The organism is Pseudomonas sp. CJQ_9, assembly GCF_043106615.1.
GTDB classification, from domain to species: domain Bacteria; phylum Pseudomonadota; class Gammaproteobacteria; order Pseudomonadales; family Pseudomonadaceae; genus Aquipseudomonas; species Aquipseudomonas juntendi.
Genome location: NZ_JBICMS010000036.1, coordinates 39,953 through 65,630, shown reverse-complemented (window position 1 = coordinate 65,630; position 25,678 = coordinate 39,953). Strand labels below are relative to the sequence as shown.

General features: G+C 65.0%; 18 protein-coding genes and 2 riboswitches. Of the genes, 11 read left to right on the top strand and 7 right to left on the bottom strand.

The window, feature by feature from the left end:
* The first annotated feature begins 39 nt into the window (after positions 1–39).
* Positions 40–609: a GNAT family N-acetyltransferase gene (locus ACF8SD_RS06670; RefSeq protein WP_392484125.1), complete on the top strand. Its 570-nt coding sequence runs from the start codon at positions 40–42 to the stop codon at positions 607–609.
* A gap of 68 nt (positions 610–677) precedes the next feature.
* On the opposite strand, the gene ACF8SD_RS06665 is transcribed toward ACF8SD_RS06670, so the two are convergent.
* Positions 678–1,424 (bottom strand): hypothetical protein, encoded by a 747-nt coding sequence (locus tag ACF8SD_RS06665; protein WP_392484124.1) that lies wholly within the window; start codon positions 1,422–1,424, stop codon positions 678–680.
* Between the two features lie 161 nt (positions 1,425–1,585).
* A riboswitch (cobalamin riboswitch) is annotated at positions 1,586–1,794 on the top strand.
* Between the two features lie 110 nt (positions 1,795–1,904).
* On the opposite strand from ACF8SD_RS06665, the gene ACF8SD_RS06660 reads away from it, so the two are divergent.
* From ACF8SD_RS06660 to ACF8SD_RS06640, 5 genes are all read left to right on the top strand, one after another.
* Positions 1,905–4,031, top strand: a complete 2,127-nt coding sequence (locus ACF8SD_RS06660) for a TonB-dependent receptor (RefSeq protein ID WP_392484123.1) — start codon at positions 1,905–1,907, stop codon at positions 4,029–4,031.
* A 137-nt stretch (positions 4,032–4,168) separates the two neighbouring features.
* Complete coding sequence (locus ACF8SD_RS06655; RefSeq protein ID WP_173888508.1) at positions 4,169–5,335, top strand: DUF1624 domain-containing protein; 1,167 nt, start codon at positions 4,169–4,171, stop codon at positions 5,333–5,335.
* 28 nt (positions 5,336–5,363) lie between these two features.
* Positions 5,364–5,562, top strand: a riboswitch (cobalamin riboswitch).
* Positions 5,563–5,672: 110 nt separating this feature from the next.
* Positions 5,673–6,683: an ABC transporter substrate-binding protein gene (locus tag ACF8SD_RS06650; protein WP_173888506.1), complete on the top strand. Its 1,011-nt coding sequence runs from the start codon at positions 5,673–5,675 to the stop codon at positions 6,681–6,683.
* Positions 6,683–7,699: a FecCD family ABC transporter permease gene (locus ACF8SD_RS06645; protein ID WP_392484128.1), complete on the top strand. Its 1,017-nt coding sequence runs from the start codon at positions 6,683–6,685 to the stop codon at positions 7,697–7,699. The genes ACF8SD_RS06650 and ACF8SD_RS06645 overlap by 1 nt, the downstream gene beginning before the upstream one ends.
* Positions 7,696–8,484, top strand: coding sequence for an ABC transporter ATP-binding protein (locus ACF8SD_RS06640; RefSeq protein ID WP_392484122.1), 789 nt, complete (start codon positions 7,696–7,698; stop codon positions 8,482–8,484). Before ACF8SD_RS06645 ends, ACF8SD_RS06640 begins: the two co-directional genes overlap by 4 nt.
* A gap of 41 nt (positions 8,485–8,525) precedes the next feature.
* Here ACF8SD_RS06640 and ACF8SD_RS06635 read toward each other — a convergent pair whose 3' ends face one another.
* Positions 8,526–9,023, bottom strand: coding sequence for a GNAT family N-acetyltransferase (locus ACF8SD_RS06635; RefSeq protein WP_392484121.1), 498 nt, complete (start codon positions 9,021–9,023; stop codon positions 8,526–8,528).
* A gap of 130 nt (positions 9,024–9,153) precedes the next feature.
* Here ACF8SD_RS06635 and ACF8SD_RS06630 point away from each other — a divergent pair, with 130 nt between their 5' ends.
* From ACF8SD_RS06630 to ACF8SD_RS06620, 3 genes are all read left to right on the top strand, one after another.
* Positions 9,154–9,633 carry a hypothetical protein gene (locus tag ACF8SD_RS06630; protein WP_173888500.1) on the top strand — a complete coding sequence of 160 codons (480 nt, stop codon included), beginning with the start codon at positions 9,154–9,156 and terminating at the stop codon, positions 9,631–9,633.
* Between the two features lie 58 nt (positions 9,634–9,691).
* On the top strand, positions 9,692–11,263 hold the full coding sequence (locus ACF8SD_RS06625) for a sensor domain-containing diguanylate cyclase (protein WP_173888498.1): 1,572 nt from the start codon (positions 9,692–9,694) through the stop codon (positions 11,261–11,263).
* A gap of 185 nt (positions 11,264–11,448) precedes the next feature.
* Entirely contained in the window at positions 11,449–12,786 is a 1,338-nt protein-coding gene (locus ACF8SD_RS06620) for an MFS transporter (protein ID WP_173888496.1), read from the top strand.
* Between the two features lie 474 nt (positions 12,787–13,260).
* Here ACF8SD_RS06620 and ACF8SD_RS06615 read toward each other — a convergent pair whose 3' ends face one another.
* The 3 genes from ACF8SD_RS06615 to ACF8SD_RS06605 are packed head-to-tail and all read right to left on the bottom strand — an operon-like array spanning position 13,261 to position 18,869.
* Entirely contained in the window at positions 13,261–16,407 is a 3,147-nt protein-coding gene (locus ACF8SD_RS06615) for an efflux RND transporter permease subunit (protein WP_392484120.1), read from the bottom strand.
* A 16-nt stretch (positions 16,408–16,423) separates the two neighbouring features.
* Positions 16,424–17,623 carry an efflux RND transporter periplasmic adaptor subunit gene (locus ACF8SD_RS06610; protein ID WP_173888492.1) on the bottom strand — a complete coding sequence of 400 codons (1,200 nt, stop codon included), beginning with the start codon at positions 17,621–17,623 and terminating at the stop codon, positions 16,424–16,426.
* Positions 17,616–18,869 (bottom strand): TolC family protein, encoded by a 1,254-nt coding sequence (locus ACF8SD_RS06605; protein ID WP_392484119.1) that lies wholly within the window; start codon positions 18,867–18,869, stop codon positions 17,616–17,618. The genes ACF8SD_RS06610 and ACF8SD_RS06605 overlap by 8 nt, the downstream gene beginning before the upstream one ends.
* A 237-nt stretch (positions 18,870–19,106) precedes the next feature.
* Here ACF8SD_RS06605 and aroQ point away from each other — a divergent pair, with 237 nt between their 5' ends.
* Both aroQ and ACF8SD_RS06595 read left to right on the top strand, forming a co-directional pair.
* A complete protein-coding gene (aroQ, locus tag ACF8SD_RS06600; protein ID WP_173888488.1) occupies positions 19,107–19,556 on the top strand; it encodes a type II 3-dehydroquinate dehydratase in 450 nt (149 codons plus the stop codon).
* Complete coding sequence (locus ACF8SD_RS06595; RefSeq protein WP_392484118.1) at positions 19,553–20,401, top strand: shikimate dehydrogenase; 849 nt, start codon at positions 19,553–19,555, stop codon at positions 20,399–20,401. Before aroQ ends, ACF8SD_RS06595 begins: the two co-directional genes overlap by 4 nt.
* A gap of 54 nt (positions 20,402–20,455) precedes the next feature.
* Here ACF8SD_RS06595 and ACF8SD_RS06590 read toward each other — a convergent pair whose 3' ends face one another.
* Positions 20,456–21,007, bottom strand: a complete 552-nt coding sequence (locus ACF8SD_RS06590; protein ID WP_173888485.1) for a DUF4174 domain-containing protein — start codon at positions 21,005–21,007, stop codon at positions 20,456–20,458.
* A 206-nt stretch (positions 21,008–21,213) separates the two neighbouring features.
* Positions 21,214–25,638, bottom strand: a complete 4,425-nt coding sequence (locus ACF8SD_RS06585; RefSeq protein WP_392484117.1) for an NEL-type E3 ubiquitin ligase domain-containing protein — start codon at positions 25,636–25,638, stop codon at positions 21,214–21,216.
* Between the last annotated feature and the right edge of the window lie 40 nt (positions 25,639–25,678).

The following is a 25,678-nucleotide window of genomic DNA, read 5'->3' as shown; positions in this document are numbered from 1 at the left end:
CCCCGCAGACTGTGCGGCTGAACCCGCGCAGGAACCCGCATGATCCACATACGCCCCATGACGGCCGACGACTTCGAGCGCTTCTGGCCCACCTTCCAGGCCACTGTCCAGGCCTGCGAAACCTACGCCTACGACCCGGCCCTGAGCTTTGAACAGGCCCGCCACCTGTGGCTGGAGCTGCCTTTGCGCACATTGCTGGCCGAAGAAGAGGGTCAACTGCTGGGCTCGTACTACCTCAAGCCCAATGCGGCCGGGCCCGGTGCGCATGTCGGCAATTGCGGCTACATGGTCTGCGCCCAAGCGCGCGGGCGCGGCGTGGCCAGGTTGATGTGCGAGCACTCGCAGAAACTGGCGCGCCAGGAAGGCTTTCTGGCCCTGCAGTTCAACTCGGTGGTCGCCACCAATGAAGTGGCAGTCGCCCTGTGGCACAAGCTGGGGTTCGAAACGGTTGGCCGCTTGCCCAAGGCCTATCGCCATGCCCGGCTGGGGCTGGTGGACTGCCTGGTGATGTACAAGTGGCTGGCCGATGAGCCAGTGGCAGAAAAGCCGCCGCTGCTGATCGGGCGCAAGAATATCGAAGCTCGGGTTTCGCGGCGGCGTGGGCGCTGAGGGGTCGAAGCGAGGCTGACCTCTTCGCGTTCACCCGCAAAGAGGGCGGCCTGGTTGACCCACTGTGCTCAGAAAGCCAGGCCTAGCTTGAAACCGTACTCCTCGCGCTTGAGCTCGGTGTTGTCGGCCAGTAACGTCTGGTCGTCAAGCTGGTATTTGGTGCGGGTGTAGTACACGCTGGCCTGGATGGGCAGGTTGCCTTGCTGGTTCATCAGCAGCGTGAACTCGGCGTAGGGGTTGGTACGGTCTTGCATGTCCGCATCGTCACTCCCATAGTGCCGGACATCCAGGTCGACCTCACCATTGAGCGTGCGCCGAACCCCTGCTTCCATGCGCAGGGTAGCCGAGTCGAACTGGTGGTTGTAACCCAGCGCTGCCTTGGCAAAAGGCGCTTTGTACGTCAGCTCGGTTTCGATTCGGCGGTGTTCGGTCTCCAAGCGTGACCACATGTAGCCACCGCCCACGATCACATCGACGAAATTACGCGCATCCACCGCCGCACGCCAACCCAGGTCCAGACCTGCCTGACCCTCTTTGAGTTTGTTGTCATGCCGTTCGGCATACTTGCCCTCGGCCCCTACCTGGTAGATGAAGCCGGACTCCGCAGTCATCTTGTTGCCGAAGTTGGCAAAGATCCCGCCTTCATCCACGTGTTCGGTCTGTGTTTCTCGGCCACCCTCGAACTTGAATTCATCGTAAGCGCCGAGTATGCCAACTGTGAACAATGGCTCGGTACTGGGTGCAGCGGTGACTGCCAGCGGGCAGCCCATAAGGGCCAATAGGCAGGTGTGGCGCAGCAGGTTGTGACTGAACATGCCGTGATGTCTCCTTGACAGTTAAACGAATCGCAAGCTCTTATCGGGATTGATGTCAGCCGCCAAAGTTCGAAATAACCTGCGCAATCTATCCAAAGTCCGTTGCCCGTCACACGCTACCCAGCCATGTTCAAGGTTGACGACGGCACCGCCAGGTGCTCAGATGCGCGCCAGTTTCAGGTGCCCTGCGCCGCCGCGCGCAGGGTGAAACGGGAAGCCGGTGCATCGTGTTTATCACGACAAGTCCGGCGCTGCCCCCGCAACGGTAAGTGAGCGAACCCTTCGAGATACCACTGTGCTCAGGCATGGGAAGGTGAAGGTTTCATGCCCCTCGCAAGCCCGGAGACCGGCCTGAAGCTTCACTTGGCACCCCGCGGTGGGCGGGCGCAGGCCGGTATTCGTACGCGCGCCTGCCTGTACGGAGCCCTCCTTTGCGTGTTTTCCACCGGGATCCATTCATTCCTGCAGCAGTGGAACGACATGTCCCGTATGTTCAAGCTTCACCCCCTGGCGGCCTTCCTGGCCGTCACGCTTCCGGCCCTGGCCGATGAGCGCGGCCCGCAGCCCCTGCCATTGCCCTCCACGGCCATCACCGACACCCTCGATAGCCACGCCAGCGACTTGGCCACGCCGACCCAGGCTGGCTCGCGCCTGGGACTCAGCGCTTTGGAAACGCCAGCCAGTACCAGCAGCATCAGCACCGAGCAGCTTCAGCAGCGCAACAACCTGACCGTGCAGGACGCCGTAACCCGCTCGCCGGGCATTACCTTCATCGGCTCCCCCGGCGACGGTGGCACCGGCCTGTCCGCCCGTGGCTTTGCCGGGCACGGCTCGGTCATGACCTTGTTCGACGGCGCCCGCCTGTTCACCGGAGCCGGCACCCAGACCTTCCCGGTCGACCCGTGGATGGTCGAAGGTATCGACGTGCTTCGCGGCCCGGCATCGGTACTCTACGGCGAAGGCGCCACCGGCGCGGTGGTCAACGTCATCCCGAAAAAACCGGTTGCCGGTACGGTGCGCAACCAGCTGCGGCTTGGGTATGGCAGCTGGGACCGCCAGCAACTCGGCCTGGACAGCGGTGGCAGCCTCAGCGAGCGCCTGAGCTATCGCCTGACGCTGAACCAGCAAGCCGGCAATGGCTGGGTGGACCGCACCCCCTCACGCAGCCTGGCGCTCAGCGCGGCCCTGCGCTTCGATGCCAGTGACGACCTCAGTTTTACCCTGGCCCATGAGCGCGGTGCGGCGCAGCCTGCCAACTACTACGGCACGCCGCTGATCGACGGCCATTACCGCAGCAGCCTGCGCAAGAAAAACTACAACCTGCAAAACGACGAGCAGCGCTACGACGACCAGTGGACCCGCCTGACCACCGACTGGGCACTCAACGACCACCTCAGCGCCAGCAACCAGCTGTACTACATCAGTAGCCGCCGCCATTGGCGCAACGCCGAGCAGTATGACTGGGACGCCGGGCGCCAGCAGCTGCTGCGCGGCAGCTACCTGGAAATCAAGCACGACCAGGAGCAGTTCGGCGACCGCCAGACCTTCACCTTCGACCACGCGCTGTTCGGCCTGGCCAGCAGAACCGTGCTCGGCGCCGAATACAACAAGGTGCGCTTCAACGTCGACAGCAATAGCCCCTACAACGATGTCGGCGGGGACTACATCGACCCGTGGCAGCCGCAGCCGGGCGTATTCCACAGCAGCTCGCCGCTGCGCCCGCAAAGCCTGTCCACCACCCATACCTTTGCCCTGTTCGGCGAAAACCGCCTGCAACTCACTGAGCGCCTGTCGCTGGTGACCGGGGTGCGCCGCGACCAGCACCACATCGACCGCGACAACCTGACCAATGCCAGCCGCAGCGACCGCAGCCTGCAAGGTGGCAACTGGCGTGCGGGGCTGGTGTATGCACTCAGTGACGCGCTGTCGCTGTATGGCCAGTACGCCACCAGCGAGGATGGGGTCAACAACCTGATCAGCCTCAGCCCCGGCCAGATGCACTACGACCTGACCAAGGCGAAACAGACCGAGGTGGGCCTCAAGCACCGTTTCTGGGACGGGCGTGGTGAATGGACCTTGGCGGCCTACCACATCGTCAAGCAGAAGCTGCTGGTAGCCGATCCCCTTACGCACGAGTCTCAACAAGCTGGCCAGCAGACGTCGGACGGGCTGGAGGCAACCATGGAACTGGCACTGGCCCACCAGTGGCGGGTGTCAGCCAACGCAGCGCTGCTGCGCGCCCGGTATGACGCGTTTGACGAACAGGTGGGCGCAGCGGTGCAGGACCGTGCCGGCAACCGCCCGGCCAACGTGCCTCGGCGCACCGCCAACCTGTGGCTGAGCAAAGGTATTGGCCAGCAGATCGAGGTGGGGGTGGGCGCGCGCTATGTGGATGAACGTTACGCCGATAACGCCAATACCCAGAGCGCCCCAGGCTATACCGTGGTCGACGCCACGATCGGCTGGCAGGTTCTGCCGCAGGTGAAACTGGGGTTGCAGGTGAACAACCTGTTCGACCGCGAATATGTGCAGGCGGCGTTCAGCGGCCAGCAATGGCTGATGGGAACGCCACGCTCCTACTTTGCAACGCTGGACTACAGCTTCTGAAGTGAGCAGCCCGGGTTGGCGTAGCGCAGCTTCACCGCGACAAGCCAACCCGGCGCTGAGCAAAAAACCTACCCGTTCATGGCTATATGGATATAACATAACATTTCATTCAGGCTTTCTTTCACCAGCGACCCTCCATGACAAGCGCCAGCCCCAGCCCCACCCAACTCAACCAGCGCCTGCAGAGCATCGACGCCCTGCGCGGTCTGGTAATCCTGTTCATGCTCCTGGACCACGTGCGCGAAACCTTCTTCCTGCACCGCCAGGTCAGCGACCCGATGGCCATCGATACCACCGAGCCGGCACTGTTCGCCAGCCGTACCCTGGCGCACCTGTGCGCGCCGGTGTTCGTGCTGCTGACCGGGCTCTCGGCCTGGCTGTATGGCGAAAAGCATCAGGGCCGTGGCGATGTCGCGGCGTTCCTGTTCAAGCGCGGGCTGTTTCTGGTAGCGCTGGAGTTCACCCTGGTCAACTTTGCCTGGACGTTCCAGCTGCCGCCCACGGTGATCTACCTGCAGGTGATCTGGGCCATCGGCATCAGCATGCTCGCCCTGTCGTTGCTGGTGTGGCTGCCACGCCCGGCGCTGCTCGGCCTGAGTGCCGTCATCATTGCCGGGCACAACCTGCTCGACAGCCTGCACTTTGCCCCGGAGTCCGCTCTCCACGTGCCCTGGGCGATTCTGCATGACCGCGGCTGGCTGATGTTGTCCGACACGCTGCGGCTGCGCACGTCCTACCCGGTACTGCCGTGGATCGGGGTGATCGCCCTGGGCTACTGCCTTGGGCCATGGTTCGCCCGCGGCAGCCAGGCCGGGCCACGTCAGCGGTGCCTGCTGTTTGGCGGGCTGCTGGCGCTGCTGGGCTTTTTCGTGGTGCGCGTGCTCAACGGCTACGGCGAAGCCGCGTGGCGCGACTACCCCACGTTCACACAAACCCTGATGAGCTTCTTCAACCTCACCAAGTACCCGCCTTCGCTGGTGTTCCTGGCACTGACCCTGGGCTGCGGCCTACTGTTGCTGCGCGCATTCGAGCGCGCAGGCCAGGCCCGCTGGATCAGCGCCCTGGCGGTGTTCGGCGCAGCGCCGATGTTCCTCTACCTGCTGCACCTGTATGTGCTGAAGCTGCTGTACCTGGCCTGCGTGGCGCTGTTCGGCCCCAACCACGGCAGCCACTTCGGCTTCGACGGCGTGGCTGCGGTATGGTGCGTGGCGCTGTTGCTGGCGGCTGCGCTGTACCGGCCGGTGCACGCGTTCGCCCGGCTGAAACAGCGGCGGCGCGACCTCCGCTGGCTGAAGTACTTCTGAAAAGCGTTTTCACCCGGCGGCGCGATGGTCTACCATGCGGGCCGCCGGTTTCCATCACGGAATCAATAGGGAATCCCCGGCCCGCCAACACGGGCCAAACGGAACTGCCCCCGCAACTGTAAGTGCCGAGCCTGCTCCATCGACGCCACTGGGTGTACTACCCGGGAAGGCCGGAGCCGGGCCGTGACGCACCAGTCAGGAGACCTGCCGGCCTACATTCACCAACCGGCGGGGTGCCCGGGATTGGCCACCTGTGTTGCCTTTGCCGCTGGCGAGGGCGCGGTGATGTCTGTCCGTGCGTTCATTCCGTGAACTGTCCGATAGGAGATCGCCCAGCATGCTGCCCCGCTTCGCCACCCTGCTTGCCGGCCTCAGCTTCAGCGGCCTGGCCCAGGCCGCCGCCACCCAGTACCCGCTGACGGTGGACAACTGCGGTAAGCCGCAGACCTTTGCCCAGGCCCCGCAGCGCGCCGTGACCATCGGCCAGGCCGGCACCGAAATGCTCTATGCCCTGGGCCTGGGTGACAAGCTCGCGGCGAGCTCGCTGTGGTTCAACAATGTGTTGCCCGAATACCAGGCCGTGAACGCCACGGTACCGCGCCTGGCCGACAACGAACCCAGTTTCGAGGCTGTGGTTGGCCAACGCCCGCAACTGGTGGCCGTGCAGTTCGAGTGGATGGTCGGGCCGCAGGGTGTGGTCGGTACGCGCGAACAGTTCGCTGAACTGAACATCCCCACCTACCTGTTGCCCTCAGACTGTGAAGGCAAGGACAACCTGATCGGTGCCGACGGCACCCGCCTGCAGGCGTTCCAGGTCGACAGTATCTACAAGAGCGTCAGCCAGCTGGCGGAGATCTTCGATGTACAGGCGCGCGGCGTGGCCCTGAACGCCGAGCTCAAAGGCCGCCTGGACAGCGCCCGCGCGCAATTGGCAGGCAAGGACCTGTCGGGCACCTCGGCACTGTTCTGGTTCTCCAGCGCCGACCTGGTCATCGACCCTTACGTCGCGGGCCGCCAAGGGGTCGCCGACTTCATGCTGCGCACCCTGGGGGTGCGCAACGTGGTCGAGTCCAGCGAGGAATGGCCCACCGTAGGTTGGGAAACCCTGGCCAGGGCCAACCCCACCTGGCTGATCATCGCCCGCATGGACCGCCGGCGTTACCCCGCCGACGACTACCAGAAGAAGCTGGAATTTCTGCGCAGCGACCCGGTAACCCGCAACATGGACGCGGTGAAGCACGACCGCATCATCATCCTCGACGCCGACGCCATGCAGGCGGGCATCCGCCTGTTCCGAGGTGTGCAAACGTTGGCGGCCGCTTTTGCCAGCGGTAAAGCCAGCCAGTGATCAGTCGACTCTCAACCTGTATCGGCCTGGCCGTGGCCGCACTGCTGGCGGCCCTGCTCGCCGGCACCGCCATTGGCGAAACCGGCCTGGCACCGCGCGTGGTCGGCCAGGTGCTGGCCAACCAGCTGTGGCAAGCCGGTTATCCGGTCGACCCGATCGATGCCGGGATCATCTGGAACTATCGCCTGACCCGCACACTGGTTGCGGCGGCCTGCGGTACCGGCCTGGCCACCTGCGGCGTGATCCTCCAGGCGCTGCTGCGCAACCCCCTGGCCGAGCCTTACCTGCTGGGGCTGTCCGCCGGCGCTTCGACCGGTGCCGTACTGGTTGGCCTGCTGGGCCTGGGCAGCCTTGCTCTGAGCATGTCGGCCGGCGCTTTCATCGGTGCCCTGGCGGCATTTGCCCTGGTGCTGGTGCTGGCCCGCGCGGCAGGCCCTGGCAGCAATAACGCCCAGGTGATTCTGGCCGGTATCGCCGGGTCGCAACTGTTCAATGCCCTGACGGCATTCCTGATCACCAAGTCGGCCACCGCCGAGCAGGCACGGGGCATCCTGTTCTGGCTGTTGGGCAACCTCAGTGGCGTGCGCTGGCCCGCAGTATGGCTGGCCGTGCCAGTGGCACTGTTCGGTTTGCTGATGTGCCTGTGGCATCGCCGCGCGCTGGATGCCTTCACCTTCGGCGCAGACTCGGCGGCTTCGCTGGGGATACCGGTGCGGCGCACCCAGTTACTGCTGATCAGCTGCGCGGCGCTGGTAACGGCCGTGATGGTGTCCATCGTCGGCGCCATCGGTTTCGTCGGGCTGGTCATTCCGCACGCCCTGCGCCTGCTGCTCGGCCCCGGACACAGCCGCCTCCTGCCTGCCAGTGCACTGGGCGGGGCACTGTTTCTGATTGCCGCCGACATCTTGTCGCGCACGCTGATCAGCGGCCAGGTCATACCGGTGGGCGTGGTCACCGCGCTGCTTGGCGCGCCGGTCTTCGCGCTGATACTGGTCAGCCGCCGGGGTCGCCCATGACGGTCATGGCTGCATTACAACTGGCGCCGCTGAGCTGCCAGGGTCTTGGCCTGCAACTGGCAGGTAAACGCGTGCTGCACGACATCCACCTCAACCTGGTGGCGGGTGAAACACTCGCGATCGTCGGCCCCAACGGCTCAGGCAAGTCTTCGCTGCTGAAGGTGCTGGCCGGCCTGCGCCCGCCGGCCTGCGGCAGCGTGCAGCTGATGGGCGAGCCACTAGCAGGCATGCCACGCCGGCGTGTGGCCCAATGCCTGGCACTGGTTGAACAGCAGGCCGACACCCTCGATGCAATCAATGTGTTCGACGCGGTCGCCTTGGGCCGCACGCCGTGGCTGTCAGCCATTGCGCCGTTCTCCAGAGCGGACCGGGCGATTGTCGAGCAGGCACTGGCCGACCTCGACGCCTTGCACCTGCGCGCTCGCCTTTGGGGGGCGTTGTCCGGTGGCGAGCGCCAGCGCGTGCATATCGCCCGCGCGCTGGCCCAACGGCCGCAGGTGCTGCTGCTCGACGAACCGACCAACCACCTGGACATCCAGCACCAGCTAAGCCTGCTGCAACAGGTGCAAGCCCTGCAGGTGACGACCCTGGTGGCCCTGCACGACCTCAACCAGGCGCTGACCTGCGACCGCGTTGCAGTGCTCGACAAAGGCCGGCTGGTCGCCCTCGGCAGTCCGTTCGAGGTACTGACGCCCGAGTGCCTGCTGCACACCTTCGGTGTTCATGGCCATTACCTCACCGACCCCTGGGACGGCACACGCATCTTGCGCTTTCGCGCCCCCTGAGCTACCGGCAGAAGCCTGGGTAGCCCAGGCGCCTGGCCTGCTCAGCCCAAGCGCAGTTGCATGTGGGTGGTTTGCCAGACCGGGTCTGGCTCCACATCCACGACAGCGAAGCCTTGCCGCTCCCAGAACGTGATGGCCCCCGGCAGGAATGGGTGGGTATGCAGGTAGAGCCAACCGATGCCAGCCTGCAGCGCCTGCTGGCGCAAGGCGCCGAACAATGCGGCGGCAAGCCCGCGCCTGCGGTACGCCGGCAGCACGAACAGGCGCACCACTTCAACTACGCGCTCGCCAGCATAATCAAGCTGGCCGAAACGGTGGTCGTAGGGCAGGTAGCCGATCACCCCGACCAGGCGCTCACCAACCCGGGCTTCCAGGAAGCAGCCCTCGCCCTGAAGGTAGGTTTCGCTGAAATGCGCCAGGTCCCGGGGCAATGGTGCATGGGCCAGCGCCGGAAACAGCTCGCGGCGCGCGCTGTCGACAAACGCCAGCACTTCGCCAATGGCATCGCGGGTAACAGGTTGCAAAGTCCAGTTCGGCATCAAGTTCAAGCCTGAATGTTGGGTGCACGGTTCTAACCCAGCCGGCCGTACAAGGCAAATCGCAGGGCTCGTCGCGGCAGGGCTGACCTCGCTATAATCGGCAGCCTTCACTGCCCGACCAGGCCACGCCATGCCTCGCATCCAGAAGTTGCTGTTGCCGCTGTTGCTGATTGCTGCCGTTACCGCCTGCGACCAGAAGCCCTCCCGTGAAGAGCAGATTCTTGCCCAGCTGCCGCTGCAGGATGCGTACACCCACAACATCGAACGCATGGCCGGGCTGCTGGGCCGCCAGCACCCACGGCTGTCGCGTGCCACCATCGAAGATGTGCTGCGCAAGCACCTGACCGTAGAAGACCAGCGCCAGGACCTGTTCCGCCTCTACAGCACCAAGAACTTCAGCGACGCCGAGTTCGCCACCATTGTCGCGGCCACCCAGGACCCGGCCAAGGCCCGTGCCCTGGAAGATACCGATGCCGGTCGGCAACTGAGCGATAAACTCACCGGCTTGATGCGTGAAACCGCCCGGGACCCGAAGGTGCAAGCACTGGCCGAGCAACGCATGCAGCAGGTGCAAGACGAACTGAACGCCTTGGAAAAGGCAGGTTCATGAGCGCGACTGGCACGGTCGCTTACGTTTCGTAACCCCATTCGAACATTCGAGGTCAGGATTGCCACACGCCAAGCACGGACTGCGCCTGGATCTACGCACACTCATTCTGGTGCTGTGCGCCCTTACTGCCGTGGTCATGCTGTGCGCCAGCTATTTCGCCAGCTACCGGGTACAGCGCCAGTTGCTGATCGACCACGCGCTGGAAGCCAACCGGGTGTATGCGGCCAAGCTGGCCAGCATCACCGATGCATTCATCGGTAATGCCTTGCAGCAACTGGCGTACAGCGCCAGCGAGCAAGGCCGGCATCTGGACGATCCCGCCGCCCTGCAACGCGAGACAGACCGCGTGCTGGGCCAGAGCATGGCCTTCAATTCCACATTCGTGATCGATGCCAATGGCGTGCTGCTGGCGATATCCCCCGCCCCGCTACGCCACATGGTCGGCACCCGGATGCAATCACCCGGTGTGCAGGAGGCATTGCAGGAGCGCCGCGCGCTGGTGTCGACACCCTACCTGTCGGCGGCCCACAACCTGGTGGTGGCGCTGACGCAACCGGTCGTCGACGCCAACGGCCGCTACCTGGGGTACGTCGGTGGCAGCCTGTACCTGCGGGAACGCAACATCCTCAACCGCCTACTCGGCGAGCACTTCTACAAGGACGGTTCGTACCTGTATGTGGTCGACCGCAATCGCCGGCTGCTCTACCACCCCGACAGCCAGCGGGTGGGGACCGTCGTGCAGGGCAATGACCTGATCGACCAACTGACCAACCTGGGCAACGGCACCCGCCAGCTGACCAACAGCCAGGGTGTAGAGATGGTCGCCGGCTTCGCCACCGTGCCCAGCGCCGGCTGGGGCGTGGTGGCACAGCAGCCTCTGGCGCAAACCATGATGCCGCTCAGCCACCTGGTGTTGAACGTGATCGGTACTTCAGCGCCGCTGGCACTGATAGGCTGCGTGCTGCTGTGGTGGCTGGCCCTGACCATCGCCCGCCCACTGTGGCAACTGGCTGCAGGCGCCCGCTCGATGGACCGCCCCGGCACCGCTGAGCGCTTGCATCGCGTGCGGGCCTGGTACTTCGAGGCCGCCGAGCTCAAGCGCGCCTTGCTGTTCGGCTTGAACTTGCTGCAGGCGCGCATCGGCAGGCTCAACCGCGATGCCCAGACCGACCCCCTGACAGGCCTGGGCAACCGCCGCAGCCTGGAGCTCAACCTGTCGCTGCTGGAAGCCGAAGGCCGGGCATTTGCAGCCATCGTGCTGGATATCGACCACTTCAAGCAGGTCAACGACAAGCATGGGCATGTGGTCGGTGACCAGGTGCTGCAGCGGCTGGCCGAGCTGATGCGCCGCTGTTGCCGCGAGGGTGACCTGCTTTGCCGCACCGGCGGTGAAGAGTTCCTCATGCTGCTGCCTGGGGCCAGCCTGGAGGTGGCCGCCGCGGTCGCTGAGCGCCTGCGGGTGACGGTGCAGGAAACGCCGATCCAGCCGGTGGGCGCGGTGACCCTGTCACTGGGGGTGGCCCACTGGAACGGCGAGCCGGGGCGCGAGCCGGAAACCGTGCTGAGCGAGGCTGACCTGGCGCTGTACCGGGCCAAGCAGGAAGGGCGCAATCGCGTCGCTGTCGCCTGATTGCCTGGCGCCCGCGGCGCTGCTGGGTACACGCCGTGTCGATGGCGGTTGATTCAGGTATCCCGAGGTCGTCCTCGACAAAGCGCCTTGCGCTGCCCGGCTATCTACTGGCAGGCATAACAATGATGGGGCGGCCAGACCGCACCACGTTCATCATGCCTGCCAATGGAATCGGAGACCCCCGCATGTCCGCACCTCATGAGGTATCCCCCGCCACCCTGCGCAGGGTGATCGCCGCCTCGGCCATCGGCAACTTCGTCGAATGGTTCGACTTTGCCGTATACGGCTTTCTCGCCACGCTGATCGCCAGCCAGTTCTTTGCCAGCGAAGACCCCAGCGTCGCCTTGCTCAAGACCTTTGCCGTGTTCGCGGTGGCCTTCGCCTTGCGCCCCCTGGGCGGTATCGTGTTCGGCGCCCTCGGCGATCGACTGGGGCGCAAGCGCATCCTCTCGCTGACCATTTTGCTGATGGCCGGCTCCACCACCCTGATCGGCCTGCTGCCGACTTACGCCAGCATCGGCCTGGCCGCGCCGGTATTGCTGACCTTGGCGCGCTGCCTGCAGGGGTTTTCTGCCGGTGGCGAATACGCCGGGGCCTGCGCCTACCTGATGGAGCACGCGCCCAACGACAAGCGAGCCTTCTACGGCAGTTTCGTACCGGTTTCGACCTTTTCCGCATTCGCCTGTGCGGCGGTGATCGCCTATAGCCTGGAAGCCAGCCTGTCCAGCGAAGCCATGGCTGCCTGGGGCTGGCGCATTCCGTTCCTGATCGCCGCGCCACTGGGCCTGGTCGGCTTGTACCTGCGCTGGCGCATGGAGGAAACCCCGGCGTTCCGGGAAGCCGTGGCCCAGGGCAAGGAGCACGAGCATTCGCCACTCAAGGAAACCCTGCGCCACCACGGCCGGGCCATTCGCAACCTGGGGGCGTTCATTTCGCTGACGGCGTTGTCGTTCTACATGTTCACCACCTACTTCGCCACCTACCTGCAACTGGTCGGCAACCTGACCCGGGCGCAGTCGCTGCTGGTCACCACCGTAGCCCTGCTGTTCGCCGCCATCGGCTGCCCGCTGGCGGGGGCGCTGTCGGACCGGTTCGGGCGGCGCAAGACCATCGGCTTCACCTGCCTGTGGGTGATGCTGTGCGTGTTCCCGGCCTACTGGCTGGCCAGCTCCGGCTCGATGCCGGGCGCCCTGCTGGGGGTGATTCTGCTGGCGGTCGGGGCGCTGTGCAGCGGGGTGGTGACAGCGGCATTGCTGTCGGAGAGCTTCCCGACCCGGACCCGCTACACCGCTTCAGCCATTACCTACAACGTGGCGTATACGCTGTTCGGTGGCACCGCGCCGCTGGTCGCGACCTGGCTGATCGGGCAGACCGGCAGCAGCCTGGCGCCGGCGTTCTACCTGGTGGTGATTGCGTTGGTGGCTTTGGTCGGCGGGCTGGCGTTGCCGGAAACTTCCCGGATATCGCTGCATGATGAAGCCAACGCCGTGGGTGTAGGCCAAGGCGTTCACGGCTCGGTTTGAGATCCTGGGCTGCTGTGCAGCCCATCGCGACACAAGGCCGCTTGTGTCTAGAGAGGGGACCAGAAGCTGGAGTGAAAGCGGTGAATGACAAGCTGAATACCGCAGGTGCCTAGAGCACGTGGGAGCGGGCTTGCCCGCGAACACCGGCGCAGCCGATGCCAGACACCGCGTCGCCTGCTTCGCGGGCACGCCCGCTCCCACAATGAATCGCGCAGGCTTTTCAAATTGAGAAAGACAGTTGCTCCTGCAAGTACGGCGGCAACTCCAAGCCAGCGCAGGCCCTGTGGGAGCGGGCGTGCCCGCGAACACCGGCGAAGCCGGTGCCAGACACCGCGTCGCCTGCTTCGCGGGCAAGCCCGCTCCCACTATGAATCGCGCGGGCTTTTCAAAATTTGAGAAAGACAGTTGCTCCCCCGAGGCACACCCTGCAGGGTGGAGGTGCGTCGCGATGGGCCGCCCAGCGGCGCCAGGGCTTTACCCCTCCTGCGCCTCTTCGCGCCGATAAGCCCATTGGTACAAGGCCGGCAATACCAGCAAGGTCAAGGCAGTCGAAGACAGAATTCCGCCAATCACCACGGTCGCCAACGGCCGCTGCACCTCCGCACCGGTGCCCGTCGCCAAGGCCATGGGAATGAACCCCAGTGACGCCACCAGCGCGGTCATCAGCACCGGGCGCAAACGGGTCAGCGCGCCCTCCTCGACCGCCGCACGCAGCGTTCGCCCCTGCTCACGCAAGCCGCGGATGAAGGCAATCATCACCAGGCCATTGAGCACGGCCACCCCCGACAGGGCAATGAAGCCCACGCCAGCGGAAATCGACAAGGGAATGTCGCGCAACCACAGGGCCAGGACGCCCCCTGTGAGGGCGAACGGAATCCCCGTGAACACCAGCAGGCCATCCCTGAGGTTGTTGAACATCATCAACAGCAACGCCATGACCAGCAGCAAGGCCACCGGCACCACCACTTGCAGGCGCTCGGCCGCCGATTGCAGCTGTTCGAACTGGCCGCCCCATCGTGTCCAGTACCCAGGCGGTATCGGCACCTGGCCTCGCAATACCTGCTCGGCCTCCTGCACGAACGAGCTCAGGTCGCGCCCCCGCACGTTGGCGCTGACCACCACCACCCGCTTGCCGTCTTCGCGGCTGACCTGGTTCGGCCCCAGTTGCAGGTCGAGTGTGGCCACCTGCGACAGGGGGATGAAGCCGATCTGCCCGGTTCCTGCGGCCTCACTGGCAGGCACCGGAATCAGCAGGCTGGCCAGCCCCTCGACGTCGGTACGCAAGCTTTCCGACAGGCGCACCACCATGTCGAACCGCCGGTCACCCTCATACAAGGTGCCCGCCTTGCGGCCGCCCACGGCGGTGGTGATGGCATCCTGCACATCGCCTACGTTCAGGCCATGGCGAGCGGCCTTGTCGCGGTCGATATCGATGGTCAGCACGGGCAGGCCCGTGGTCTGCTCGACCTTCACCTCGGACGCCCCCGGTACGCCCTGCAGGCTGCCAGCGATCTGTGCGGCAGTACGGTTGAGCACCTGCATGTCGTCACCGAACAGCTTCACCGCCACGTCACTGCGCACACCGGAAATCAGCTCGTTGAAACGTAACTGGATCGGCTGCGACAACTCATAATTGCTGCCGGGAACACTGCTGGCGGCGCGTTGCACCTCGGCGATCAGCGCCTCGCGTGACTTACCGGGGTCGACCCATTGCTCACGCGGGCGCAGCATCACGTAGGCATCGGAAATGTTCGGCGGCATCGGGTCGGCAGCGATCTCGGCAGTACCGGTACGGGCGAACACCCGCTCCACCTCGGGCACCTGGGCGATGATGGCCTGCTCCAGGCGCTGCTGCATGTCCACCGATTGCGACAGGCTGGTGCCCGGCACACGCAGGGCCTGCAGGGCAAAGTCACCCTCGCTGAGGCTGGGGATGAATTCACTGCCCATGCGGCTGGCCATTACCCCGGACAACAGCACCAAGGCCGCTGCCCCGGCAAATGCACGCCGGCGCCGGCCCAGCACCCAGGCCAGCACCGGCGCATAACGCTGCCGCGCGGTGCGCATTACCAGGCCCTCTTCTTCCTTGACCTTGCCGGTGACGAACAGGGCGATCGCAGCGGGCACGAAGGTTACCGAAAGGAGCATCGCGCCAAGCAAGGCGATGACCACGGTGAAGGCCATGGGGTGGAACATCTTGCCTTCGACCCCGGTCAGGGCAAAGATTGGCAGGTACACCACCATGATGATCAACTGCCCGTAGATCAGCGGCCGCCGTGCTTCACGGGCGGCGGCGAACACCTCGTGCAAGCGCTCGCTGCGCGTCAGCATGCGGCCATGCCGTTGCTGGGCATGCGCCAGGCGGCGAATGGCGTTTTCCACGATCACCACCGCGCCGTCGACAATGATGCCGAAATCCAGCGCGCCCAAACTCATCAGGTTGGCGCTGACCTTGTTGGCGAACATGCCCGTGAAGGTGAACAGCATCGACAACGGAATGACCATGGCGGTTATCAGTGCCGCGCGAATGTTCCCCAGGAACAGGAACAGCACAGCGATCACCAGAATGGCCCCCTCGATCAGGTTCTTCTTCACCGTGGCGATGGCCTTTTCCACCAGGTTGGTGCGGTCGTACACGGTCACCGCCGACACCCCTTCGGGCAGGCTGCGGTTGATCTCGACCAGCTTGGCAGCGACCGCCTGGGATACCGTGCGGCTGTTTTCGCCGATCAACATGAACACCGTGCCCAGCACCACCTCGCGGCCGTTTTCGGTCGCCGCCCCCGAGCGCAACGCCTCGCCAAGGCCTACGTGGGCAACATGACTGACGCGGATCGGCGTGCCGCCCGCGCTGGAGATGACGATGTTGGCGATATCATCGGCCGAGGCCACCTGGCCAGGCGCGCGGATCAGCAACTGCTCGCCGTTACGTTCGATATATCCCGCGCCGACGTTGGCGTTGTTACGCTCAAGCGCCGCGATCAGGTCGTTGAGGGTAAGCTTGTAAGCCGCCAAGCGCTTGAGATCCGGCGCAATCAGGTACTGCTTCGCGTGCCCGCCAATGCTGTTCACCTCCGCCACCCCAGGCACGTTGCGCAACTGCGGCTTGATGATCCAGTCCTGGACCACGCGCAGGTCGGTTGCGCTGTAGGGGGTGCCGTCTTCCTTCACCGCCCCCTCTTCGGCTTCCACCGTCCACAGAAAAATCTCCCCCAGCCCGGTGGAGATCGGCCCCATGCCAGCCTCGATGCCTTCGGGCAGTTGCTCGCGCGCCACTTGCAGGCGCTCGTTGACCAACTGGCGGGCGAAGAACAGGTCGGTGCCGTCCTCGAAGATCACCGTGACCTGTGACAGCCCCGAGCGCGACAGCGAGCGCGTCTGCTTCAGCCCGGGCAGGCCGGCCATGGCGGTTTCGATGGCGAAGGTGATGCGCTGCTCGGTCTCCAGGGGCGAGTAACCGGGTGCGGCCGTGTTGATTTGCACCTGGACGTTGGTGATATCCGGTACGGCGTCGATCGGCAACTGCCGGTAGCTATGAATGCCCACCGCGGCCATTAGGACCACAGCCAGCATCACCACCAAGCGCTGCTCGATGGCAAATTGGATCAGGCGTTCGAACATGCAGGCATCCCCCTGGTCAATGGCTGTGCTCGGCCGAGCCTTTGCCCAGCTCCGACTTAAGAACGAAGCTGCCGGCGGCAGCCACCTGGGTTCCGGCGGCCAGGCCGCTGGTGATTTCCACCTGCCCGGCATCGCGGCGGCCGGTGGTTACAGGTCGAGCCTCGAAGCCCTGCTCGGTACGGGCAAATACCACGGTCTGCGCGGCCAGGCTTTGCAGGGCGATTTCAGGCACCACTACCGCAGCCTCGAACCGCTCGAGGCTGACCACAACATTGACGAACAAACCGGGGCGCCAGGCGCCGTCAGGGTTCGCCAGGCTGGCACGGACGGTGGCGGCACGGTTCTGCTCGCCGAGCAGGCTGCCAACGTAATTGACCTTGCCTTCGACCTGGGCTCCCAGGTCTGGCGCGCTGACCGTGACCGTACGGCCGGTTCGGACCTTGTCCAGCTCACGCGGTGCCACAGCGAAGGTCGCCCACACCTGGCTCAGGTCAGACAGGGTGAAGGCGTTGCTGGTCTCGTCGACCACCTCCCCCACGCTCAGGTGTTTCTCCACGACCACGGCGTCGAACGGGGCGCGCAGTTCATAGCGGTTGCCGGCACCTGCCGGCCCTACCGCGGCGACCTTCTGCCGGGCATTGGCCAAGGCGATTTCGGCCTCCTGCAGCACCTGGCGCGCCTGCAGGTAATCCTGCTCGGCGCTGATGCGCTCCTGCCACAGCTGTTGTTCGCGCCGCAAGGTCAGGCGCGCCAGCTCAAGGCGGCGTTGGGCAGCCTGTTGCTCGCTGCGCAGGTCAGAGATCTGCTGGCTGGCGATTACCGCCAGCACCTGCCCGCGCTTGACCGCCTGGCCCAATTCGGCCTGGACCGCCTCGACCACACCCGGCACCCGTGGTACCACGTGGGCGGTGCGGTCCTCGTCAAAACGGATTTCACCGGGGAAGCTGATGGCTGTACCCAGCGCACGCGGCCCGGCAGCAACCAACTGCACACCGGCAGCCTCGATCTGGGCAATGGACAGGTGCACCTGCCCTTGGTCAACGTCGTGCTCTGTTTCTGCATGGCCTTCAGCGGCGCTCGCCTCGCCATGTGCATGGCTTTCTTCAGCTGGCTGGGCAGTGGCTGCCTGGCCGAGCGTACTGGTCCAGGCCAGGCCACCGAGGCCAAATGCGGCCAGGGTGGCTGCCAGGAGGGCCAACTTGCGTGGGTTAGTCATTGCTGCTCCTGCTGATCGTTGGGTTGCCCAGGTCATCGAGGTCGCCGTAGATACGCTCGACCCGCGCGCGTGCATCGGCCGCCCAGGCCAGGGCCTCGAGGTACAGGCCACGGGCCTCGATCAACGTGCGCTGGGCATCGAGTACATCGAGAAAAGCGAACTTGCCCATTTCGAAACCACGGGTCGCGGTGTCCACGGCTTGCTGTGCAGCCGGCAGGATGGTGCGGTCGTAGGCCGCCACCTCCTGCATGGCCGTAGCCCATTGGTCGACCGCGCTGCGGGTTTCGCTGCGCAAGCGCAGGGCCACGGCATTACGCAAGTCACGCGCCTGGTCGGCACGGCGCGCAGCCGCCAGCACGTTGCCCTGGTTTCGGTCGAACAACGGCAGCGGCATGGACAGGCCAACCACGTTCACCCGCTCGCGCTCTTCGCGGCTGTACTGGCTGCCAAGGCTGACGGTGAGGTTGGGAATGCGCTGAGCCTTTTCCGTGCCCAACGCCGCATCGCCACGCTCGACCTGGGCGGCGGCCAGGCGCCACTCGACCGTTTGCTCGACGTGGGCGAGCAAAGTGTTAGTACTGGGCGCGGCCCCAGGCGAAAGCTTGGCCGCCTGCAAGGTGTCGAAGCTGGCCAGCGGGCTGCCGGTCAAACGCGCCAGGGCCTGGTAGGCCACGCTACGCTGGGTTTGCGCGCGGCGCAGTAAGGCCTCGGCCTGGGCCAGTTGCACCTGGGCGCGGGTGGCCTCCACGGGCGATGACTGGCCGGCAGTGACCCGCCCCTGCACCACCCGCAACCCGCGGGCGGTCAAGGCCTGGGATTGCTGCGCCAGCTCCAGCGCGGTCTGTGCCCGCAAGGCGGCATGGAACGCCTGGACCACATCGGCACGCAGGCCATTGCGCTGGCGTTCCAGGTCAAGCTGGGCGATCGCCTGACCGACGCCGGCCGCGGCGATGCGTGCAGCGCGCTTGCCGCCCAGTGCCAGCGGCTGGCTGAGGGTGATGGTGGTGGTGCTGGTCTCCCGGCGCGTGTCCTCCACCTCCCACGCCAGCTCGGGGTTGGGCAGTAACCTGGCCTGGCGCCATTCGCCGTCGGCAATGCCGATTTCGCGACGGGTGGCAGCCAGTTCCGGGTTCTGGGCAAAAGCGGCGGCCAACGCCTGGGGTAAGCTCAAGCGCTGGCTGGCGTGGGCGCTCGTAGCGCCAACCAGCAGCAGGCAGAGCAAGGCGAACTTGCGGGGGATAAGCACGGAACAGGTCCTCGTCGACGAAGGGTGGCGAGAGACTGTAGGGAGGGCTGGTTATCGGGGTGGTGGCATGAAAATTACAATTCTGTAAGGCGTGCAGCATGTGCGCCAGTGCGCCTTGGCGGCGAACGCGGTTCGATAATCGCCCACTTTCCCGGCGGAGCGGCTCCCCTCAATTGACGGAACTAACCAGTCAGTACAAAACTAGGCACATCCAACAACAACAAAGCGAAGCCCGTCATGACGCCCCTCATTCTCGTGCTCAACGGCCCCAACCTGAACATGCTGGGCACCCGAGAGCCGGCCCAGTATGGTTACGAAACCCTTGCCGACCTTGGCCAACACTGCGCCGATACTGCCAATGCCCACGGCCTGGAAGTCGAATTCCGGCAAACCAACCACGAAGGTGAACTGATCGACTGGATCCACGCCGCGCGCAATCGCTGCGCCGGTATCGTGATCAATCCAGGTGCCTGGACCCACACCTCGGTAGCCATTCGCGATGCGCTGGTGGCCAGCGAAGTACCCGTCATCGAAGTGCACCTGTCCAACGTGCACAAGCGTGAACCGTTCCGCCACGTGTCGTTCGTTTCGTCGATCGCGGTCGGCGTCATCTGCGGCTTGGGAAGCCACGGCTACCGCATGGCCATCAGCCACTTCGGCGCACTGCTCAAGGAGCGTGCAGCATGAGCCAGCCTGCCATCCTTGCCGGCCTGATCGGCCGGGGTATCCAACTCTCGCGCACCCCGGCCCTGCACGAGCACGAAGGCGATGCCCAAGCCCTGCGCTACCTGTACCGGCTGATCGACGCCGACCAGTTGCAACTGGACGACAGCGCCCTGCCCGGCCTGCTCGACGCTGCGCAGCACACGGGTTTTACCGGCCTGAACATCACCTACCCGTTCAAGCAGGCGATCCTGCCTTTGCTCGACGAGCTGTCGGATGAAGCGCGCGGCATCGGCGCGGTCAACACCGTGGTACTCAAGGACGGCAAGCGGGTTGGCCACAACACCGATTGCCTGGGCTTTGCCGAAGGTTTGCGCCGCGGCCTGCCCGATGTGGCCCGCCGCAAGGTGGTGCAGATGGGAGCTGGCGGCGCGGGCTCGGCGGTGGCGCATGCCTTGCTGGGCGAAGGGGTAGAACAGCTGGTGTTGTTCGAAGTGGATACCGCCCGCGCTCAGGCACTGGTCGACAACCTGAATGCGCATTTCGGTGCGGGACGGGCAGTGCTTGGCGGCGACTTGGCCACGGCATTGGCCGAGGCGGACGGGCTGGTCAACACCACACCGGTCGGGATGGCCAAGCTACCCGGCACGCCGCTGCCAGTGGCGCTGCTGCATGCACGGCTGTGGGTAGCGGAGATCATCTACTTCCCGCTGGAAACCGAACTGCTGCGCGCTGCCCGGGCGCTGGGTTGCCGCACCCTGGACGGTAGCAACATGGCGGTGTTCCAGGCCGTGAAAGCATTCGAACTGTTCAGCGGGCGGCAGGCCGACGCAGCGCGGATGCAGGCACATTTCGCCAGCTTCTGCTGACTGACCCAGGCCTGCGTGGCAACGGCCCTGAGCAAGCTCAGGGCTGACACGCGGTCAGTCTTCCAGCGGCTTGGGCGCAGCGGCAGGCTTGGCGGGTTTGGCAGGCTTAGCGTCCTTGGCCTTGGCTTGCGGTGCGGCCGCCACCGGCTCCGGTGCGGTCACCGCCTTCTCGCTGGCGGGCAGCGCATCGACTGCCTCGAAGATCGCCTGTGGATCAAGGGCGGTGTTGTCTTCATCATCCTTGAGAACATGCCGCCCACCATCCTTGCCAACCAGAATCACTTTGGTGCCTTTGCTCGCCCCCAGCTTCAGTTCGCGGATCAGCGCCATGGTGGTTTGCTGCTCGAGGTTCTTGTCCTCCCGTTTACCCATCATTTGCGCCACGCTGTACAGCACCAGGCTGCGCTCCTTGAATTTTGCCTGGGTAGCCGGGTCTTCGAGCGCTTTATTGAGCCCACGCAGGGTGGGGTCGGCGCTGCTCGGCGCAATGACCACCAATGGCCGCGCCTTGCCCAGTTCCTTGGCCAACGGTGCATCACTGTCGGCGGCATGCAAAGGGCCGGCAAGCGCGAGCAGGGTGGCGAGGGTCAGTGAGCGGACGAGCATGCATATCTCCTTATTCTCTCGATAAACCAAAGACTACAGATCATGGAGAAAGATCCGACGCGGGAGCCTAAACCAACAGCCCATGGCGTGCTTGCCGCAAAGGTAACTTCCGATTTCCGTGACCGGGCGGCGACGCCTGTGCAAACATCCCCGCCTGGTCTGAGCATAGCGCATAGCCGCCAGCCAGCGCCGCAGCGCCGGCCGCTTTACCCCGTCGAGCTGTCGCCAGGCGCGTTTCTGTCCAGGGCTTCGAGTGTCAGTTGCAACAGCACCGCATGCTCACGCTGCTGATTACGAATGTGCAGCCGCTCGATCTGCGCTTCTCGGTTGCCCAGCGCCACCAGCCGCTCCAGTTCATCATGCATGTCCTGCGGCACTTGCAGGCGAGCAGGGAAGCTTTCCCGCAGATAGTCCTGCCAGAAGCGTTGCCTGGAAAGGTATTCAGCCACGCCGTCGCGGGTCTGCGCTGCCAGCACGAAGGCACGCGCCGAGCGAATATCAGTGTCCTGCAACCGGGCAATACCGGTATACAACATCGCCCCGGGCTGGGCGGGCAAATCCAGGGCCGTCCGCAAGGCAACACGGTAAGCCAGGGCGAATTCGAGCGACTCACTGCCAGCCCCCAACCGGCGGGCATGTTCTGCAGCGAACTGGTCGAGCAATGCCAAACGCCACAACCGCCCGCCGAGCCACAACAAGCCCTGCTCCGGCGGGCGCCCACCCTGCTGGCGGCGCGTACGCCAGATCATCAAGCGCACTTCCAGGTCAGCGAAGCGCGCAGTGGCGTTGTCCTGGCAATCTGTGGACGCGGCATGCCCGAACAGCTCCAGCCGCAGGGCATCGTCTTCATTCATTGCTTCGAACATTTCCAGCACCCGGGCAGCCAGCGCACAGGCGGTAGAGGCATACTTGAACGCGCCGGAGGTGGTCAGCACGGACAGCGTCTTGAAAAAGTCGTCCGATACTTCTTCGGCCTCCAGATGAACCCACAACGCGGCCATTTCATCGCGATGCTCCGCCGCCACCAGGTCCAGATAACGGAACCGGTACGGCACGCGACTCGCCTCTAGCCAATGCCAGCTGGAAGACGCCTGCGATGCAGCCGCCAGCAGGTTACCGGACAGTTCAACCCGGCCAGCACGCCACAGTCGCGACTGATGCAGCTGGGCAGGCAGCGCTGAAATACTGTTATCACTGAGGTCCAGCGTGTGCAGTTGCGGTGCGTCCAGCGTGCCGTAGGGAAACTCCGGCAATTGCGTGCGTGACAAGTGCAAGGCGTTGAGCTCGGTCATGGCGAACACGGAAAATGCCCTGCGCAACGGGTTGTCCGACAGGTTCAGGTAGACCAGGGACCGGCAACCGGCCAGGATCAGCGCCTGGCTTTCGTCGAGCGCGATTCGGTTGCCGGACAGGTCGAGCACCTCCAGCCTTTGTACCAGCATCTGGGGCAGCGGTAAGCGCCTGAGCCGACAGTTGGTGATTTCCAGGTTGCGCAAGTTGGGAAACGCCTGCAGGAAATCGTCGGGCACTTGCTCCAGACGCATGGCGCGTAGGGCCAGTATGGACACGTGCGCGAAACTCACTTGCGCTGGCAAGCGGGGCAGTTGACGCAAACGGCTGCGCGTCTGGGTCAGCATGAAGCGCCCCTGCACAGCCCCCTGTTCCTGCAACTCGGGAACGAGCAAGCGCCAGCAGTCGAGCAAGCCCTTTCTGAACTCGCGTCTGGCCGTCAGTTCAGGGGTGGCAAAGGCATTGAAAACCCATCTGTCCAGGTGCGTGTTGAGCTGTCGATATTGCGCCTCCAGGTCGTTCAACCTGGCCTGTGCATCGGCTGACGCCAACCATTGGCCGACCTGTTCATCGCTGAAAGCCGGGTACAGGTCGCGCAGGCGCGCTTGCAGCGCCCGTGGCCTGAGCCGCCCGAGCCCAGCCCAGAACCTGCCGCCGGCCATGGGGTAGCCAATGCGGCCGTCAGCGAGCCGCAGGGGTGCCAGAAAGGCCCCGCGTCGCTGGCCCATGCCAAGGGCGGCCACCACGGCTGGCCGTTGGCTGAACGCAACCTCTGCCAACGCCTCACGCAGGGCGGGTGCGAACACAGCAGGCTGCCTGTTGGCCGCTCGTGCTTCGGCGTCATAAGCCGCCGCCAGTGTTTCGAACAGCTCCCCGGCAGCACCGGCATTGGGCTGGGCACGGTCGTGCAAGCGAAACACACCATGCTGGTGCAGCAGATCGAAGGTTGGCCCCACGCCTTCGATCGTCAGCAGCGGCTCGCTGGCCTCACCGTCGAACAAGCGCCAGCCAGGCCCACCGGCCCCCGGCACACGCCCCAGCAGGTTCAGCACAACCCGCGCCAGGTCGAGATTCTGCGGGGTATCGATGCGCAGCGCCTCAAAGACCCGCGCGGTTCGAATCCGCGTAACCTGCAGCCTTGCCGCCTCGGCCATGAACAGCGGCACGCGCCCGGTCTCTTGCAGGCACTGCAGGTCGTCCTCGCTGGCATTGCGCATCACTTCCCTGGCCGCCAGGCGGTGCAGGCTGGCGAAGGCCCGTTGCAACGGGCAAGGGGTTGGCGTGCCGGTGTTGTGCTCCTCGTACATGGCTTGCAGCAGCTCGCGGCGCCCGGCCCAGGCCACTTCAGCCAGCGCGCGCGCGTGCCTGCCTGCAGCCTGGGGAAGGCTCAGCACCCGCGCCAGCAATTGCTGATCGGCGGTGGCGACACCTTCGCGCAGTTGACTGACCAACGTGTGGATCCGCCCGGCGAACAACAGCCGCTGCACCGTGTCAGCCAGCGCTGCCTCAGGTGCTCGGCCATACACATGCCATGCCCGCAAGTGCTGGTCGTCCAGCCCGTGAATCGCCAGCGCCTGGTCGATCTGCTGGTCATCGAGGTCGCTGTAGGGCTTGCCCAGGCGGCGGAACAGCTGGCGCGCGTCTTCCCATTCGGCGGGCTGCTCGCACCACAGCCGCCACGCACCGGCGCCATTGTGGCGGAGCAATGGGGCATAGCCCTGGTAAGGGAGCAACTGCCATTGTTCATCGTCCGTGCGCCACGCCACTTCATACCAGTGATCGTCCATGCTGATCCAGCAGCGATCGGCCAGGCGATACACCCCCTGCTCGTCCGGCACTGCGGTAGCCGGCGGGGTGCCACAACGGTAGGGTGCAAGGTCGGTGTTCCACAGTTTTTCCTCGCCACCTGGCAGCTGCGCCGGCACCAGTGGGTCCACCATGCTCCAGGCACGTCGCGCCGCCGCGACAACAGCAACGGTTGCACCGACTGCCAACAACCCTTTGCCCACATTCAGCAGGTGGGCCAGCGCAGCATTGCGTTCGTTCTGTTGCCAGTCACTGACCGCCTGGAAGCTTTGCTCAAGCAGTTCCCAGGCCATCACACCCAGCATCACCGCGCCAATTGCAGGCACGAAAAGCCCTGCGATGCCGAGCAGGGTTCGCCCTTCAGCCTGTAAACGGCGAGCATGCTCGGCCTGAGCCTCGCGATCGAGCATCGCCACTGGCGGGGCGATGATTGCCGCGTCATCCTTGACCTGCGCTACCCAGTCATCGGCCAGGCTTTCGAACAGCGGTAAACCATAGGCATGCGTCTGTTCATCAAGGCTGCGGGTCGCCCAGTGGGTGACATCGTCGAGCCGCTCACCCACAGCAGAGAAAAACCGCTGGCTGTCGCGACGGCGCACGAAGCGGCTGAAGAAACGCCGGTAGTCGTTCTTGCGCAAACGCTTGCCAAGCACCCGGCGGGCGTAGTGTTCCAGGTCGTTGCACACGCTCCAGGGGCCTGAGGGGTCGCCAGGCACATACACCAGGACGTACTTGCTGGTGTTGTAGAGCGTCCCCTCGGCAATGACATCCAGCACCACAATCTGCTGCATGCGGCAACCAAACAGCTCCAGCCGGCGGACGCTGACCGGCGACCCCGCGAGGGTGCCAAGCGTGTCATGCATGCACAGTTGCACCACCCAGTGCAGCTGGGCCGCGCTCAACACGCCCTGTGCGCTGGCTGCAAGCGCATCGGCCAGCATGCCATAGCGTTGGCGGCGAACCAGCAGCTCGCGCACGCTTGGTTGAAAAACACCCGCCAGGTGCGCCTGGTACTGCTGGCCAAGGTCCAGCGTGCGGCACAGCCTGACGAAAGCCGTTGCCGATAGCTCAGTACGCGTGGCGCCCAGCGTATCGACCAGGCAATTTTTGCGGGGCTGATCATGCTGCTCGGCCTCGGTGAAGTTGCCCAGCGCTGCCTCCAGCAGCGGCGTATCGTAGTAATCGCTGTCGGCGACCGGAAGCCGACCGGTCACATAACTGATGGTCGGCGACGTGAAGTAATACCATTGCCGCAGGCACACGCGGTCGACATCCAGGGTGCCAAACCGGGCCAGCGCCTGCTGCAGCAAAGGCCGGCTGAAGTCATCCAGGTTGCGCACCTGTGCCAGGGCTTGCGCCAGCCCTTCCCGGCACGCCAGCAACTGCGACAGTGCCTGGCTCAGCAGCCGGTAGTCGGCCACCGTCAGCTTCGCCATCCAGGCCGGCAGCCGCTGTGCAATGTAATGGTCCTGGCATGCTTGCGCGATGGCAAGCGCGTCGACCGCATTCGAAGGTGAAGTGGATTTGCCCTGCATCTGTGCCTCCGCGATGGCGTTGAGGCTAGAGTTTGGGCAG

Excerpts from the sequence above, each read along its gene's own strand:
- ACF8SD_RS06620 (WP_173888496.1), top strand. The coding sequence starts at position 11,449 with ATGTCCGCACCTCATGAGGTATCCCCCGCCACCCTGCGCAGGGTGATC.
- ACF8SD_RS06655 (WP_173888508.1), top strand. The coding sequence starts at position 4,169 with ATGACAAGCGCCAGCCCCAGCCCCACCCAACTCAACCAGCGCCTGCAG.
- ACF8SD_RS06590 (WP_173888485.1), bottom strand. The coding sequence starts at position 21,007 with ATGCTCGTCCGCTCACTGACCCTCGCCACCCTGCTCGCGCTTGCCGGC.
- ACF8SD_RS06635 (WP_392484121.1), bottom strand. The coding sequence starts at position 9,023 with ATGCCGAACTGGACTTTGCAACCTGTTACCCGCGATGCCATTGGCGAA.
- ACF8SD_RS06610 (WP_173888492.1), bottom strand. The coding sequence starts at position 17,623 with ATGACTAACCCACGCAAGTTGGCCCTCCTGGCAGCCACCCTGGCCGCA.
- ACF8SD_RS06585 (WP_392484117.1), bottom strand. The coding sequence starts at position 25,638 with ATGCAGGGCAAATCCACTTCACCTTCGAATGCGGTCGACGCGCTTGCC.
- ACF8SD_RS06650 (WP_173888506.1), top strand. The coding sequence starts at position 5,673 with ATGCTGCCCCGCTTCGCCACCCTGCTTGCCGGCCTCAGCTTCAGCGGC.
- ACF8SD_RS06670 (WP_392484125.1), top strand. The coding sequence starts at position 40 with ATGATCCACATACGCCCCATGACGGCCGACGACTTCGAGCGCTTCTGG.
- ACF8SD_RS06640 (WP_392484122.1), top strand. The coding sequence starts at position 7,696 with ATGACGGTCATGGCTGCATTACAACTGGCGCCGCTGAGCTGCCAGGGT.
- ACF8SD_RS06595 (WP_392484118.1), top strand. The coding sequence starts at position 19,553 with ATGAGCCAGCCTGCCATCCTTGCCGGCCTGATCGGCCGGGGTATCCAA.
- aroQ (WP_173888488.1), top strand. The coding sequence starts at position 19,107 with ATGACGCCCCTCATTCTCGTGCTCAACGGCCCCAACCTGAACATGCTG.
- ACF8SD_RS06660 (WP_392484123.1), top strand. The coding sequence starts at position 1,905 with ATGTCCCGTATGTTCAAGCTTCACCCCCTGGCGGCCTTCCTGGCCGTC.
- ACF8SD_RS06630 (WP_173888500.1), top strand. The coding sequence starts at position 9,154 with ATGCCTCGCATCCAGAAGTTGCTGTTGCCGCTGTTGCTGATTGCTGCC.
- ACF8SD_RS06615 (WP_392484120.1), bottom strand. The coding sequence starts at position 16,407 with ATGTTCGAACGCCTGATCCAATTTGCCATCGAGCAGCGCTTGGTGGTG.
- ACF8SD_RS06665 (WP_392484124.1), bottom strand. The coding sequence starts at position 1,424 with ATGTTCAGTCACAACCTGCTGCGCCACACCTGCCTATTGGCCCTTATG.